The 14,998-nt window shown below is 52.8% G+C and carries 14 protein-coding genes; 8 read left to right on the top strand and 6 right to left on the bottom strand.

Translation table 11 applies throughout. The annotated features are described in order from the left end of the window. The first annotated feature begins 56 nt into the window (after positions 1-56). Complete coding sequence (locus tag SH668x_RS15580; RefSeq protein WP_437185989.1) at positions 57-488, top strand: hypothetical protein; 432 nt, start codon at positions 57-59, stop codon at positions 486-488. 106 nt (positions 489-594) lie between these two features. Here SH668x_RS15580 and SH668x_RS15575 read toward each other — a convergent pair whose 3' ends face one another. Continuing rightward, complete coding sequence (locus SH668x_RS15575) at positions 595-2,112, bottom strand: carboxypeptidase M32 (RefSeq protein WP_437185988.1); 1,518 nt, start codon at positions 2,110-2,112, stop codon at positions 595-597. Between the two features lie 400 nt (positions 2,113-2,512). Between SH668x_RS15575 and SH668x_RS15570 the strand changes: the two genes are divergently transcribed. Then, on the top strand, positions 2,513-3,313 hold the full coding sequence (locus SH668x_RS15570; RefSeq protein WP_437185987.1) for a type III pantothenate kinase: 801 nt from the start codon (positions 2,513-2,515) through the stop codon (positions 3,311-3,313). A gap of 3 nt (positions 3,314-3,316) precedes the next feature. Further along, the gene (locus tag SH668x_RS15565; RefSeq protein ID WP_437185986.1) at positions 3,317-4,432 is read left to right on the top strand and encodes a GTPase; all 1,116 of its coding nucleotides are present in this window, start codon (positions 3,317-3,319) and stop codon (positions 4,430-4,432) included. 37 nt (positions 4,433-4,469) lie between these two features. Here SH668x_RS15565 and SH668x_RS15560 read toward each other — a convergent pair whose 3' ends face one another. Continuing rightward, positions 4,470-5,015 (bottom strand): DUF2617 family protein, encoded by a 546-nt coding sequence (locus SH668x_RS15560; RefSeq protein WP_437185985.1) that lies wholly within the window; start codon positions 5,013-5,015, stop codon positions 4,470-4,472. A gap of 433 nt (positions 5,016-5,448) precedes the next feature. On the opposite strand from SH668x_RS15560, the gene SH668x_RS15555 reads away from it, so the two are divergent. The 4 genes from SH668x_RS15555 (at position 5,449) to SH668x_RS15540 (ending at position 9,776) form a co-directional block, all read left to right on the top strand. Beyond that, entirely contained in the window at positions 5,449-6,279 is an 831-nt protein-coding gene (locus SH668x_RS15555) for a hypothetical protein (protein ID WP_437185984.1), read from the top strand. 118 nt (positions 6,280-6,397) lie between these two features. Continuing rightward, positions 6,398-8,443 (top strand): SGNH/GDSL hydrolase family protein, encoded by a 2,046-nt coding sequence (locus tag SH668x_RS15550; RefSeq protein WP_437185983.1) that lies wholly within the window; start codon positions 6,398-6,400, stop codon positions 8,441-8,443. 203 nt (positions 8,444-8,646) lie between these two features. Further along, a complete protein-coding gene (locus tag SH668x_RS15545; RefSeq protein ID WP_437185982.1) occupies positions 8,647-9,024 on the top strand; it encodes a response regulator in 378 nt (125 codons plus the stop codon). A 101-nt stretch (positions 9,025-9,125) separates the two neighbouring features. After that, positions 9,126-9,776: an FHA domain-containing protein gene (locus SH668x_RS15540; protein ID WP_437185981.1), complete on the top strand. Its 651-nt coding sequence runs from the start codon at positions 9,126-9,128 to the stop codon at positions 9,774-9,776. 103 nt (positions 9,777-9,879) lie between these two features. On the opposite strand, the gene SH668x_RS15535 is transcribed toward SH668x_RS15540, so the two are convergent. The 3 genes from SH668x_RS15535 to hpnE form a co-directional block, all read right to left on the bottom strand. After that, a complete protein-coding gene (locus SH668x_RS15535) occupies positions 9,880-10,524 on the bottom strand; it encodes a hypothetical protein (RefSeq protein ID WP_437185980.1) in 645 nt (214 codons plus the stop codon). Positions 10,525-10,996: 472 nt separating this feature from the next. Continuing rightward, positions 10,997-11,803, bottom strand: a complete 807-nt coding sequence (locus SH668x_RS15530; protein ID WP_437185979.1) for a class I SAM-dependent methyltransferase — start codon at positions 11,801-11,803, stop codon at positions 10,997-10,999. Positions 11,804-11,915: 112 nt separating this feature from the next. Beyond that, positions 11,916-13,337: a hydroxysqualene dehydroxylase HpnE gene (gene hpnE, locus SH668x_RS15525; protein ID WP_437185978.1), complete on the bottom strand. Its 1,422-nt coding sequence runs from the start codon at positions 13,335-13,337 to the stop codon at positions 11,916-11,918. Positions 13,338-13,609: 272 nt separating this feature from the next. Between hpnE and SH668x_RS15520 the strand changes: the two genes are divergently transcribed. Next, positions 13,610-14,113 carry a UvrB/UvrC motif-containing protein gene (locus SH668x_RS15520; RefSeq protein ID WP_437185977.1) on the top strand — a complete coding sequence of 168 codons (504 nt, stop codon included), beginning with the start codon at positions 13,610-13,612 and terminating at the stop codon, positions 14,111-14,113. A gap of 266 nt (positions 14,114-14,379) precedes the next feature. On the opposite strand, the gene SH668x_RS15515 is transcribed toward SH668x_RS15520, so the two are convergent. Then, positions 14,380-14,706 (bottom strand): hypothetical protein, encoded by a 327-nt coding sequence (locus SH668x_RS15515; protein WP_437185976.1) that lies wholly within the window; start codon positions 14,704-14,706, stop codon positions 14,380-14,382. Positions 14,707-14,998 lie beyond the last annotated feature (292 nt).

The following is a 14,998-nucleotide window of genomic DNA, read 5'->3' as shown; positions in this document are numbered from 1 at the left end:
CGGAACGGTTGGAAGGAATGGAGCTTGCAAGTTGAAGTCTTCTCAGGAAAGTGATTATGCCAGTCATCGCAGAAACCATTCAAGAACCTGCAGTTCTGGAACAACTCTCCTCAGTTGTTTGGGCGCTGATCGGTCTTGGAAATGCTTTGACGTCCTTGCTTCTTCCTTGGACTCCGCTGTTTGCATGGATCGTATTTTGGCTGGTGATCGTCGATTGGCGCAAGCTGTATCCGGTGATCATGAATGGAGCCCTGACAAGTGCTGTGCTTTTGGGGATGTTAGCGGTGCTGATCTGGGCGTCGATCGCCTTCCCAGAAGGGAATCTTCATCACCTGTTCGGCTTGAAGGTCCATAATTTTATCGGGAAGTTTGTCTACGTGACAGCCTTGTTCATCATCGCTGCTCTGTGTGGGTCCGTGCAGCTTTCGGGACGCCATCCGATCTCTCAGGTCGAGGCCAATTTCTCACCGGAAGAGGAACACGCCTGATTCAGCGACGTGCTTTGTTTCTCAACACAGAACAAAAAAGCAGGGGAGCGGTGATCATCACGGCTCCCCTCGTTCATTTTGATCTCGTCTGCGGAATCGGAGTCGATCAGACCTGATACAGCCCACCGAACTTCGTTTGCAGATGTCGCAGAAGCGGTGCGGAGGAAAGTGGCTTCCCAGTCACTCTCTGGACGAGTTCTCCAGCTGAATAACGGCGTCCATGCTGATGAATGTTTGTTCGCAGCCATTCGCGAAGAGCTTGAAACTCTCCATTTGCGAATTGCGCGTTCAAGTCTCCCAGATCGACAGTCGCCTGCTCGTAGAACTGGCTTGCGTACATATTCCCGAGTGAGTACGTCGGGAAATATCCCATGAGTCCCGCACTCCAGTGAACATCCTGCATGCACCCCAGCGCGTCACTTGGAGGAGTCATGCCGAAGTAGCGAGTGAACGTTTCGTTCCAAACGCCCGGAAGATCAGCGACGTTCAGATCTCCACTGATCAACGCCTGTTCGATCTCGAATCGCAGCATGATGTGCAGGTTATAGGTCACTTCGTCAGCTTCAACGCGAATCCAGCTTGGACGAACGTCGTTGATTGCCTGATAGAACTGATTCAGTGAGACATCTCCCAGCGAGTTGGGGAACTTCGATTGGACTGTTGGATAGAAGTGTTGCCAGAACGACAGACTCCTTCCGACAAGATTTTCCCACATCCGCGACTGAGATTCGTGAATTCCGAGAGAGCAGGCCTCGCCGCTTCCCAGTCCGAATTCATTCGGATTGAGACCTTGCTCGTAAATTCCATGCCCTGCTTCGTGCAGCGTTCCGAAGAATGCGCCGTTGAAATGGTTCTCATCGTAACGAGTGGTCAAGCGGCAATCGCCGGGACCAAAACCCGAGCAGAACGGATGGGCTGCGATGTCCAGACGACCGGAATCGAAGTCAAAGCCAATTGCTTTTCCGACTTTCAGGCTCAGCTCTTTTTGAGCGTCGACACAGAATTTTCGCTCTACGATCGAGATGTCGAACAGCTTTCCGGATTCCCGAATCGCTGTGACTAATTTCACCAGTTCATCCCGTAGAGGCGTGAACACTTCCTGTAGCTGGGCAGCAGTCACTCCCGGCTCATAATCGTCGAGCAGTGCGTCGTAACGCAGCCCAGTGGAGCTTCCCTGAGCATCGGCTTCCTCCCGCTTGAGAACGACCATCTGTTCAAGCCAAGGCTGAAACATTTTAAAGTCGGATTTTTTGCGGGCTTGCACCCACGCCTGTTGCGACAGTGTCGAGACTCGAGAGAGTTCTTCAACGAGTTTCTTCGGCAGGCGGGTCGCTCGAGTGAAGTTGCGGCGCGCATCACGCACGTTGGAGGCAGCCAGTGAATCGTGGCCGCCTAGCTGCTGTTCATCCGTCAGTTGAGCCAGCAATTCACCCAATTGTGGATTGGTCGCGCGGTCATGGGTGAGACCAGCCAGCAGGGCGAGCTGATTCGCACGCAGCTCCGCTCCGTTTGGGGGAAGATTTGTCTGTTCATCCCAACCCAACACTGCTCCGCAGGAACGCAGGATTGCCAATTCGCGCAGTCGACCCACTAAGGACTGGTATGCTTCGGGAAGTGGAGCCATCCGTGAACATTCTCCATTCAAGTAAAAAAGTCTTCGCTGATCGAAAATTGTAGCCATTTGAATACAACTCCCCCAGTCAGATGCAACAATTCCCACTCGAATTCACTGATTCTGAGGAGATCCAACACTGTTCTCGCAGAAAGAATCGTCGATCGGGCGAGATCAGGCCACTGGGCGTCGATCAGCCAGAAGCTCGACCGCCAATCTGGTTGTGTTGCGATCAGATGAGTATCCTGATGCGGGATTGACGGGATCGGTTCCGTGATCAAACGACCTCTTCTCCAGGATGGGAGCCACGGCTGTGAAGCGGCTCCTGAAGAGAAGGAGTGTCAGAGCGGATTGACAACAGGCGTGACGCGGTTTGCAATGCGCTCGCGATTGAACCAAGCGGAGTTTTCAGTTGAGTTACTACAGTCTTCTGGCCGATGCGGGACATACGCGCATCAAAGTGGCACTCTGTCGCCAGGACTCGGAAATAAACCTCCCGGTGACTGTTCAATCCACTGCCGCCATCTACGGGAAGCCGATTGACTGGGCATCCGTTCGTCGCTGGTGCGATGAAAATCCCCCCGCCGCTGTGATCATCACAGGTACGAACGCTGTGCGCGCTGCCGAAGCATTTGAGAACTGGCCCGCTGACCTTCCTGCCCCGTACCTGCTGAGCGACAAAAGTTGCATTCCTCTGAAGGTGGACGTCGACTTTCCACAGAAAGTTGGAATCGACCGCTTGCTCAATTGTGTCGCTGCCAATTTACTGAGAAACAAGAATCAACCGGCACTCATCGTCGATTCCGGAACCGCGATTACCGTTGACGTTGTCGATGCCGGCGGAATCTTCAGGGGAGGGGCGATTCTTCCGGGAATTTTGCTCGGGGCGAAATCATTGCATGAAGAGACGACGACACTCCCGCATGTCGATGTCTGGGAACTGCTCAAGAATGAGCCTGCTGTTGTTGGCCGAAATACTGAGGCTGCCATCGCAAGTGGACTCTATTGGGGCCACCTCGGCGCTGTGAAGGAGATGCTGGCCCGTTCTGCGGAATGGCTTGAATCAGTCGATGAAAAACCGATGATTCTACTAACAGGGGGAGCCTCCGGGATCCTCGCTCCGTATCTGGATTACACGCGAGTGGAATGGGATCTGGCACTGCAGGGATTGGCGATCGTCGCCCGTCTGTTGCAATCGCAAAGGAGTGAGTGATCTGTGTGCGATTCGAATTCATTCACCCTCGAACCGCAGGCGTCTTCTCAAGCTGAGACTGCAACCGCCTCTGAGCTGGTCGCCTGTCAATTGACTCCCATTGGGCGTGGGGCTGTCGCTGTAATAGGGCTGCGAGGAGACCTTCAACGGGTCAATTCAGAGTTTCGCCCCGTCAACGGCATCGGGTTAGAGTTCCAGAAGCTCGATCGGATCTGCTACGGGTATTGGGGGAGTGATCCTCAAGAAGATGTCGTGGCTGTCCGTAAATCAGACTCGGTCGTGGAGATCCATTGCCACGGCGGAATGGCTGCTGTCGATCGAATTCTGGGAGACGTTCAGCGACTCGGTGGAAAGATTGTTGAACCGCAGGAATGGATGCCGGGCTCTGCTATTGATGTGGAATGTCTAGAGGCTCTCACGCGGGCGACCACAGAACGCACGGCTCATCATCTTCTTGAACAGGCGTCTCTCCTGCCAGAACTCTTCAATCAACTGGAATCACAGTCGATTCCGGAACGAACTCCGCTCATTGAAACCATGTTGAGCTGGAGTTCCTTTGGACGACATTTCACCACCCCGTGGAAAGTGGTTCTCTGTGGACGCCCGAATGTCGGCAAATCGAGTCTGATCAATGCACTCGTCGGGTACACGAGATCTGTCGTTTATGACATGCCGGGCACTACCCGCGATGTTGTTGCAGTCGAATCCGCCTTCGATGGCTGGCCCGTGGAGCTCAGTGACACGGCAGGGTTACGTCAGATCGAAGGGAATTTGGAAGCAGCGGGAATCGCAAAAGCACAGCTACGGATCTCTGAAGCAGATCTCGTCGTCGTCGTCCTCGATGCAACCACCGGAAAACTCGACGACGATCAAGCGTTGATTGAAACTCTCTCGTCTCCGATCGTGGTCTGGAACAAGTGCGACCTAGTCCCAGACGTCGACCATGTTGGCTCTGTCCCGGGAAGCCATGCCGTCTCTGCTCAGAACGGCACTGGGATCCCGGGGTTGATCGCTGAAATTGTCTCCCGATTGGTGCCCCGCGTGCCTACTCAAGGGACGCCTGTCCCAATCACTCAGCGTCAAATAGACCGACTCCTAGAGCTACTGCAAAGTCCTTGAACGCAATGCGTTGGCAAAGTCGATTCAACTGAAGTAATTAGGGGAATTCAACGAGCGTCTGGGTCCGCAAGACTACAAGCTCTTCAGGATAAGTGTGGAATGAGTGGACGATCAGCATTCGCTCGCTCCCCGACACCTGAATCAGGCTCAATGGGCCAGGGAGAATTCGATTCTTCGCAGGGAATTGCTGGGAGATGAATGCTTTTGAAGCAGCCATCTCAAGTTCTAATTGCACTCGGGTAAAGACCGTCGGATCGACAGCATCCACTTGACCTGCGAAATGATAGTCGAGCGGTGTTTTGGTTTCGAAAAGGATTTCCTCTTCGTTGTTGAAGAAGAAGGTCTGTTGGAGCGAGTTTGCGGAGAAAACTTGATCACCCGCTGAAGTGATTTCCGTGATCGACTTCCCGTCAGACGAAACCTGCAGGAAATGTCCCCCTTCACAGATTCCGATCAACGCTGAGAAGCGGGATGTCCGAATCCGACCCGTCACTGCGGGGTTGAACAACTCTGGATGCAGCTGTCGATTGAAGAACCGATAGGAGGTCTCAGAGATTTTTGGCCTGGTGCTGTCGATGTTCACGATCCCGGCCTTTCTGTTTCACGTTGACCAAGCGACTTCCAACCATCCGGTTCAAATGTCATTGAAAGTATACGCCGGGGTGGAGTCCGAACGTAGACGCAGATTTTTCATATTTTCTGTTCAGGTTTTTTCGACAAAATTTTCTCTGATATCCCTCCTCGGAGTGCGTTGAACTCGCCCTGAACAAAAGGACATGTTGGAGTTGCTGATTGCGATTCAGCTTAGGAGTGCTGCAGAAATGACAGCTGAAATCCGGCATCAGCTGCCGGTCACGATGAAAAAGAGGCTCTTGGGGAACCACCCCGATTGACCTGCAATCGGCATCGTCTTAGTTTCGCCGGAATTGTGGCCAAATCCTGTGATCAATGCTGCGCTAGACTTCATCCAGATCACGAAACTTCAAGTTCAGTCATCGATTCCGTATCGATTCCAAATGTCCATCTTGTCCAAAAGATTCACGACTCTCGTGCTGCTGATCATGATGATTGGGCAGGACGGATGCACGTTGATTCAGCCGGACCCGTCCATTCTGTCGACGAGTAAGCCCATTCTTCCTCCGATCGTCGATTCCCGGGACACGATCGATCTTGAAGTGATCTTCATCGACCGACGTATTGGAGACCCGCTCATTGGAGATGGATTGTGGAGTTCACTCTCGGGAGTTTCCGCAGTGAACTCGGAAAATCGGGCTAACCTGAAAGCAGAAGGGTTCAGGTTCGGAATGGCCTCTTCCCGTCTTCCGAGACAGCTGCAATCTCTCCTGAAGATGTCTGATGAAGAAGACCCCAACCGGCGCATCGCCCCGCAGCGGTATACTGTTCCTTCTGGGCAGGAAGCAGTCGTAATGGTTTCTTCGGTTCCCGATGGAACTCCGCTGGTCCTCAAGGGAGACGCAGAAGCGCGGATCAATGAGCTCAATAACGCGCAGTGTCTGTTGCGAGTTACTGCAAAACGAGTGGATGACAACTGGGCGAAACTCACGATTCTTCCTGAGGTGCGACACGGTTCGAAGTTGCTTCGACCAATTGCAACAGATCAATCGTGGCAGTTGAACGAGACCCAGAGCCACCTCCCGTTCTATCAGCACCGCATCTCGGCTGAATTGAACACTGGTGAAGTTGTTGCAATTGGCCTCGACCCCGCGACTCCAGATGGCCTCGCGTCATGCTTTTTTCGCAGTGACATATCTTCGGGACTCGAACGGTTGATTCTCATTCGCGTGGTGGACATGCGGAAAGTGAATCCGGTTCGCGTCGAGAACTGAGCAGTCAGCGACATCCTCGACGTCTGTTTGAAACGCATTTGCTGTTGGTTATGCTTCTCATGATCTGGCTGACTTGGTCAGAGGTCACAACATCCATGTTGCACCCAGAGGCATCCGCATGCGTTTTCCGGCCCTTCTCTCGATCTTCTGCGCACTTTTCATCGTCACATCGATCGAAGCCAATGATGTGCCTCCGTTTCCGGGTGAGAAGTCAGACTGGAATGGGTATGACCGATTCGACTTTGAGATCGCTGGGAAACCGGTACTTGTCGTCGCCCCGAAAGAATGTGCTCCGGGTCGACCCTGGGTCTGGCACGGCGAGTTTTTTGGTCATAAGCCAGCCCCGGATATCGCCCTGCTCGGCAAGGGGTTTCATATCGTTTACATGTCAGTCCCCAACATGCTCGGCTCTCCACGAGCGGTTGGGTTTTGGAACCAGTGTTACGCGGAACTGACAAGTACCTATCGCCTCGCGCCGAAGGTTGCTTTGGTGGGGCTGAGTCGTGGTGGACTCTATTGCTACAACTGGGCTGCAGCGAATCCAGAGAAAGTCGCCTGCATCTATGGTGATGCACCGGTTTGCGACTTTAAAAGCTGGCCCGGAGGATTGGGAGTCGGCCCAGGAAGTCCTCAGGATTGGAAGCTCGTCTTTGAAGAGTATGGCTTCAAGATGGAGGATCAGGCCTTGGCGTACGACAAAAATCCCGTGGACAACCTGACTCCACTGGCTCAGGCGAAAGTTCCGTTGTTGCATGTCTACGGGGACGCTGACGAAGTTGTTCCGTGGGAGGAAAACACGGGGCTCCTCGCCGACAGATACAAGGAGTTGGGAGGCGAGATTCAGTTAATCGTCAAGCCGGGCGTCAAACATCACCCGCACGGACTCGAAGATTCGACGCCGATTGTGGAGTTCATTGAGAAGCATGCTTCCGCTCCACAAGCCGCTCCAGTGTTTCAGCCGATTAAAACGGAACTCTATACCCCCCGCAAAGGTCTTGGAAACTTCTTTGCGAAATTGCGTGCCGGTGGACCGGTCAAAGTGGGCTTCCTCGGAGGATCAATCACTGCGGCAGAAGGGTGGCGAGTGCAGCTACAAAGCTGGCTCAACACGGAATGGCCGAATGCTCAGATCGTTGAGATCAACGGAGCGATTGGCGGGACCGGAAGTGATCTCGGCGTGTTTCGCCTTCAACACGACATTCTCCGCTATGAACCAGACTTGCTATTCGTAGAGTTTGCTGTGAACGATGGAGGGGCCTCTCCCGAGCAAATCTGGCGGGCGATGGAAGGAATTGTGCGACAGACCTGGAAGAAGTCTCCCGAAACTGACCTCTGTTTTGTCTACACGTTTCGAACAGGTTATGAAGACGCTTATCGAGAGGGGGGGGCTCCCCGTTCCACCTCCGCAATGGAGCAGCTCGCAGAGCACTACGGCATTCCATCGATCGACTTTGCCAAACGGATCGTCGCGTTGCAAAGTGATCAAAAACTCGTGTTCGCTGCTCCCGAAGCACCGACTGATGGAAAGATCCATTTCTCAACAGATGGTGTCCATCCTCTTGACGCCGGCCATCAGATTTATGCGGATCTCGTTCGCGAAGCGTTCGAGCTCTGGGAACCGAAGCACGAGCCTTTCAGTCACGAATCGTCCTTGCAACTCCCTTTCATTCAAGACAATTGGGAACAAGCGAAGATGGTTCCGGTGACCACAGAAATGATGACGGGTGACTGGGTCGAGCTTCCAGTGGACGCAGAACTCACTCGATATTTCGCAAATCGGACAGGCCCGCTCTGGGAAGCATCTGAACCCGGAAGTCGATTGGAGTTTCAGTTTCGAGGCTCGACCTGCATGCTCTATGACATCCTGGCGCCAGATGGAGGACAATTGATCATCACGGTCGACGGTATCACACAACCGACCCCCGTTCCGCGATTCGATAGTTTTTGCACCTACTCTCGAATTGCCACTCTCCCGATTGCTCATGGCCTTCAACAGGACGCTGTTCATACGGTGACGGTCGAGATTCACCCTGAACAACCAGATCGCTCTCCCGTCGCCTTCCGCTTGAAAGACCCGGAAAACGAGTTGAAACAGCCAAAGTATCAAGGAACTTCAGTGCGAGTTGGTCAGGTCTTGATACTTGGTGACCTCGTCACCGATTGATTGCCGCGAAAACCGCGAAATTTTAGAAGACTCACCTTTTCAACCGGGCCTCCGTTCCTGATTTTAAAAGGTTTGTCAAATTGACATGGCGACTTACGAGAAGTTCACGCTAGAATTTATCGAGATTTTTACGGCGGACTTTTCTCAGGAGCTTATTTCGAATCAGAGGATGATTTCGATTTTGGAACGACAGGAGTGAGACGGTGGTAGCTGGACGACGCGAAAGTGCGAGATTGCTTCTTGCAGACGACGACGTTGCATTTCGTCAGACCGTTGCTGCGATTCTCAGTCCGTATTTCGAAGTGATTCAGGTTCCATCGGGGGAACAAGCGATTGATGTTGTGAGGACGACCCCGGTCGACCTCGCGCTGTTCGACATGAATATGGAAATCCTCACTGGTCTGGATGCCATCCGCTGGTTCCGCGAACATCATTTGGAACTTCCTTGCATCTTAATGAGTTCCGACGTTACTGCAGAAATCGAGATTCAGGCCCGCGAACTGGAGACCTTCAGCGTGATCCGTAAACCGCCGCGCCGTGCTCATCTGCTCGACACGATCCATTGCGCTTTAGAGATCTGACCGTTTTAAATACATTCACGTCGTACGAAACGGGTTCACGATCGTCTTTTTCTCGCTTCACATGGACAGGCCCAGCCTGTCCACAACGTCAAGATTCTTCCATGACTCAAGTTTCCTTTCAGGTTGTTGAAGGTATTGAAGCCGGACGTATCTTCCGTGATCTCACACCGCCAGTGACGATAGGCCGGGAAGACGACAACGACATTCAGCTCAACGATGAGCGCATCAGTCGATTTCATGCGAAAATTCAGGAAGAAGCTGGCCGCGTCATTCTGACCGACCTCGATAGTACGAACGGCACACGAGTCAACGGGCATCCCATTCGCTTGAGAGTGTTGCGAAACGGCGATTTGATCATGATCGGTCGGTGTGTACTTCTCATGGGCGGGCCCGAGGAGTACCAGAATCTGCGTAAACGCCTCAATCAGGTGAATGAGGCCGCCAGAAATGAAAGTGGTGAAGACTCCGCAGCTCTTCTGGAAGCGAGCGATTTGAACGTCGCATTTCCGACAGGGACTCCACCAGTTCCTGAACAACTCACCCCGTTACAGACAGCCGAACTAGTCGATCTGCTTGAGTACTATCGGACGAATCTTCTGAACCTGCTCACGCTCCCCACAGACGACATCCACACAACGCACGGAGATTTCGTGCGTCTTCACAAAGATGCCTGGATCGGGCTGCAATCCCTGCTGCCCGAATTCACACGCATGCTCAATCAATTGAACAACGTCGACGAGAAGCAGGAGTAGCCTGCGTCACTTCGGGGTCATCCGTACGACCAGTTCCGCAGCGTGGACTGGTCAACGACTCAGTCCGCCTTTGTCGCTGCGGATGAAAGCGTCTGGCCAGGATCTACGCAACTTTGGCTGGCATCGCTGGGCGGACTTCGAGCGGGATCAGCTTGGGAATTGGAACCTGAAGCCCCATCACCCCGCCATATTGCTCGACGATTTCGTCGTAGTCCATTTTCAGGAAATCGTAGAGATGTGCTGGCGGATTCATCTTGAGGTATTCGCGAGCAAACTCTGCCATCTTCTCATCGTATTCGTGCTGGCTTTCGGTGTGGACGTGGCAACGACCACTGAATCGTCGGATGTCACCATTGAACAGCGGACTGATGTGATACAGCTCGTGGAGAATGGTGATGAACTTTTCCGAGAACGACTGATCGAAAAATCGTGGCAGATAGAATGTCAGAATGTAGGACATCTCACGCTTGCCGAGCATCAGTCGCTGAATGGTGTATTGTTTTCCACGGCGCGTAGTGGTGAGTGAACCATCTTCAAAACGCATTGGAGTGAGCTTCGCCTGTAGCCCGTGGAGCGTGCGGGATCGGGTTTGCGTAAAGCAGATCGCGACGCGTGAGATATCGATGTGCGCAAACGCTTCATGGCGTTCGGTGATATCGTGGCAGAGCCTAGCCATTGATTGAGTGAAATCCAGCGGGCACAAGTCAGGTGCAGACGCGGGGACTTCGGGCGCAATCGTTCGACTCATCTGAGCTTCCCTTCTCGATTGCCATTTCCTTTCATCAGTTCCGTGAGGACGACAAAAGAATCAGGCAGCGTCGATTTTGTTTGAAAGCCGTTGGCTTTCAGGTCCAGTCACCGGGACGGCACTCAATTCCATTGAGGTCCCGGTAGACAGTTTCGGCTTGCGCGGCAGTGATTGGACACCGTCACACAAGCTGTGCTGGAAGTATACGAGGAGAGTCTCCCGCATCTCCAGTCACAAATCGCTCGAAATAGTCAGTGTTTGGCGAGGGTGATCCCCCTTTTGATTTCTTAACTGCTGATGAAACCGAATGTTGTGGCATCCGCGAGCCGTTTTTGCTGAAGACCGGATTCAAACTACCGCAATTTCGGTATTGCTGGGATGGGCATTCAGCGAGGGGAGGGGAACAATTCGGAATAGGCCGATTTTGCTTTTTCTTCCCTGATCTTCGCTGTGGGAAAATGCTCTATCTTCTCTATTCTGCGTTTTCAGGAACCCAGATCGCAGAGCGTGGTTCGGGGGGCTTTGTGCGAATTCGACGTGCCTTGATGCGTACGTAGGGGGCGACAAACATACCGCGATGGCGAAAGTGACCGGGACGGGCTGCCGGATCGCCGCGCTTCGGCTCGACGACATCTTCAATCACAAATCCGGATCGGCACAGGTCCCCAATCAGCTGCTCCCATCGATGGAGATACTCCTCCGCCCCGGGCTCACGGTAGGCCCTGTCGGGGACAAGCGGAAGTGGGTCTGTGTGGTAATAGGGGATGCCAATGATGTAGCGATTTTGTGAATCTCGTTCGACAACCTGCAAGCTTCCGGGCTGTTTATGTTGGCTGATATAGAGTCCGTTGTCGCGTAGCACGTAGCCAATTTGCTGGTAGACATCCCGAATACGTGGGATGTAACAGGTGCTGACCGGGTGATGGACGATATCGAAGGAGGCCTCCCCGAATTGTGAGAGGTCTTCCATGACACCACGGACGACGTTGACCTTCAGGTTCCGACGTTTGGCTTCCACTTCATCCCGTTTAAGCATTTCCGGGCTGATATCGAGAACAGTGACCCGTGCTCCTGCGGAAGCGTACAAAATCGATTGCCATCCACCGCCAGATGCCAAGCACAAAACGTCGAGACCTTCGACAGATCCTGGAAGCCAGCCACGACGGTCGAGCGTCAACAATGGTTGGGCACATTCAGCGTCGGTTGCCACATTAGCGAAGTTGCTGTTGGCTTTGGCAAGGTCGTCCCACGCCTGACGATTTGCATCCTGATGTGACATTTGAGGCTTTCAGCTGGAAACGACCGCAATCCTGAGTCGTGTTCAATGCGTTCGAAATGGACGCTGTCAATGAGCAGCGAAATTGGACCGGAGGAATTCGGATTGTAAGAGGTTACCGAATTCTCCACAGAAGTCTTGCGAGCCAATCATTAGGTAGGTCGGGTTCGACTCGATTCACCTGAATTCCCCGTTTCTCCAGCACGTTCGCAGCAGCCAGATAACCACTTCGAACAGCACCTTCCATGGTCGAAGGCCATCCCGTCTGCGTCCAGTCTCCAGCGACCTGCAGATTCGAGATTGCTGATTGCTGTGCAGGGCGGAATTGATCAATTCCCGGAACAGCAGAGAAAACGGCTCTGCGTTCTGTGATCATGCGACTGTGAATCAGCCGAGCTTCGCGAGACTCTGGCCAGATTGCTTTCAATTCCTGCGTGACAGCGTCTGTCACATCAGTTTGACGAAGGGTTGCGAGGTTTCGGCTCGCGCTGATGACGACCTGATATAGGAATCCCGGACCAGCGGGGGTCGTGGCAGGTCCGCGATTGAACATCCATTGTCCCATGCGTTCGAGAAGAACAGCATGTGGTAAGGATGTGATCGCGCGGTCAAACCAAAGGTGAACACTCGTAATCGGTGCAGTTTCAATCCGCGATGCCTGATCAATCAGCGGTGTGAGGGCTGGGATCTCCGGTAGAATGCCCGTTAACTGGTGATGGGGGACTGCGATAATGAAGTCGCTGCCGCCGAACTGCTCCCCGGATGGCAATTGAACTGAATGAACGAAGTCATTCCGAATGTCGATTGAAGTAACTCTTGCCTGCCTGTGAATCGTTACGCCTGCCTGTTGAAGCCAGTTGGCAGTTCGATCGGAGTACAATTCATCCAGTTTGATTTGAGGAACTTCAACCTTCCATCCTTCTGTATTGAGAAGAAACCCATCAACAAAAACTTTATGAGCGTAGGCTGCGTCGATGCGGTCCAGCGATTCACTGAGTGCACTGACGAGAACCACTTCCCACACGTTTCGGATCAGGTGATCGCTTTGGCGTTGATCTCGCAGCCATTGCTCAAAATTCTGTCCACGTAGATCGTCCCTTCGACTCGTTGCCAGCTTACGAACACATGTGGCAAACGAAAGTTTGTCGCGAAATGACAGGTAGGGAAGGTTCCAGAAACCCCGGGTTAAGTGCAGCGGGGCAGGGAGCGGATCTGCTGAAAACGGGGTGCAGTTCCCGTGAGGGCAAATGAAATACAGGGTCTGCTCGGTCTGCAGAATATCTGCCAAACCGAGCGTTTTGCAGAGATGACGCAAATTCGTACAACAGCCCATGCTGACATGTTGGCAATTGTCGATGGTTGTCCCAGATTCTACGTCGGTGTAGGAAGTGGCTCTCCCGCCGAGAAACTGTCGCGATTCCAGAAGCGTCACTGGGAGATGGTTCTGGGCGAGTCGGACAGCAGCAGCAATTCCTGCGAGTCCGCCTCCCACGACAACAACTCGAGAACTTTCGTCGAAAGATGTTTGTTGAGCCACGAGCCGATTGGATCTCTGAGTACGAAAAAGAAGGAATTTCGCCGGAACTGCCAGCGTAACAACATCTTCTACTTTGTCGTCAGCACGGTCCGGTTTGTCAAATCGCTTTATCTTCTCTTCTTGGCGGAAGATGCCCGCAATTGACACATAATGCGCCCATCTTAAAATGGATGTAGGGTTTACTTGTCGAAGTCTGGAGCACTTGAGTCAGTTGAATTCAATTCAAGACATGATTTGATGTGCGTTTGAGGTGGTCTGCTGTGAAAAAATGTTTGCGTTGTACTAAACAGGCCACACTTCACATCACCGAGATCAAGTCGGGGAAGTCGATTTCGTTGCATCTGTGCGAGACTTGCGCTCAGGAATACTTGAGTACTGTTGAAGTTGGCGGGATTCCTGAAGAATATTCAGCCACGTATTCTCCAGCTCCATCGAAAGATCCAGTGCTCGAAGATGATCAGCCCGAGGTTGGAGCCAAGACTTGCCCCTCTTGTGGGATTACTTTCAAGCAGTTTCGTAGCCAGGGGCGACTCGGTTGCCCACGTGATTACGAAGTATTTCACAGCGAAATTGTTCCGCTGCTGGAAAGTATCCATGGTGAGACGCAGCACGTCGGGAAGTTCCCTCCCGAGGTTTCCGAGAACAGTCGTCGGCAGCATGAATTGATTCGTTTGAGAAACGAACTCAAATCGGCAGTCGATGAAGAACTCTACGAACAAGCTGCAAAAGTTCGCGATCAGATCCAGGTGATCGAAGCGGAGTTGAAGGCGAACTAGCGTCTGGTGTCACCGGACTGTCGCGGTGAGCTAGCAAAGACAATCGCAGTGTGTTCTGATTTTTGCTGAAACCGGCACCGTCATCAGCGTGACGTTGGGGGATGTGGATTGCCACGGTCTTCATGGCGCAGCGATCAGTTGTATTCGGAAAGCGGTTTCTACTTGTAAATCTGATTCTTCGACTCGCAGTGTTCGATGAAAACGAAAAAGTCCCGCAGGACTGACCCTGCGGGACTTCATTTTTTTAACTCATGAATCCGTGGGGATTATGGGTTGCCTTGGCACTCAGCAACTGGAGCGTGGCAAGCGATTGCGTTGCAAGCAACGTCGCATGTGTCAACGCCGTCGTGGAAGCCAGATCCCTGTGTAGCGGATTTGGTAGCGTTGTTACCCTTGGTAGCACGGAAGCCTGTGAAAACGTAGCTCTGGTTGAGTGAACCGATAGCGTGAGCAACGTCGTTCAGTTCTTCAACAACAGCGTGCTGAACCTGGCTCAGACCAACGATCAGGCCGAGGACGAGAATTGTAGCGATCAGAACGAGTTCTGCAGAAACGATGAAACCTGCTTCATCATTGAGGAGTTGGCGCAACATTGTGTGAATTCCTGTTTGCAATTTATGTGATGGTATTTTCGAAGTAATGACCTTCACTTCGGGCTGATCCTCCGAAGAAAAAGCAAACGACATCACGCCGACCCGTGAATGCGCCGAAACTCTGTAGGGGTCAGCCTGCAGCGTCTCGAGTGAATAGACCATCAGCTGCTTACTTCAGGGACAGAAGATGGACCTCACTGACACCAACTCAGTCCGTCTCCCTGAGGAGCGACACTCGAGTTAGCGTCAGACTGCTCGTCTTGTTCAGAGCGGTCATGATGTAAGAGGAAAG

Source organism: Planctomicrobium mucosum, assembly GCF_051466335.1.
Taxonomy (GTDB): domain Bacteria; phylum Planctomycetota; class Planctomycetia; order Planctomycetales; family Planctomycetaceae; genus Planctomicrobium.
The sequence above is the reverse complement of the archived record's forward strand: the minus strand, read 5'-3'. Positions and strand labels throughout refer to the sequence as shown.

Coding starts and splice junctions, on each gene's coding strand:
- SH668x_RS15580 (WP_437185989.1), top strand. CDS start 57: ATGCCAGTCATCGCAGAAACCATTCAAGAACCTGCAGTTCTGGAACAA.
- SH668x_RS15575 (WP_437185988.1), bottom strand. CDS start 2,112: ATGGCTCCACTTCCCGAAGCATACCAGTCCTTAGTGGGTCGACTGCGC.
- SH668x_RS15555 (WP_437185984.1), top strand. CDS start 5,449: ATGTCCATCTTGTCCAAAAGATTCACGACTCTCGTGCTGCTGATCATG.
- SH668x_RS15550 (WP_437185983.1), top strand. CDS start 6,398: ATGCGTTTTCCGGCCCTTCTCTCGATCTTCTGCGCACTTTTCATCGTC.
- SH668x_RS15540 (WP_437185981.1), top strand. CDS start 9,126: ATGACTCAAGTTTCCTTTCAGGTTGTTGAAGGTATTGAAGCCGGACGT.
- SH668x_RS15535 (WP_437185980.1), bottom strand. CDS start 10,524: ATGAGTCGAACGATTGCGCCCGAAGTCCCCGCGTCTGCACCTGACTTG.
- SH668x_RS15530 (WP_437185979.1), bottom strand. CDS start 11,803: ATGTCACATCAGGATGCAAATCGTCAGGCGTGGGACGACCTTGCCAAA.
- SH668x_RS15515 (WP_437185976.1), bottom strand. CDS start 14,706: ATGTTGCGCCAACTCCTCAATGATGAAGCAGGTTTCATCGTTTCTGCA.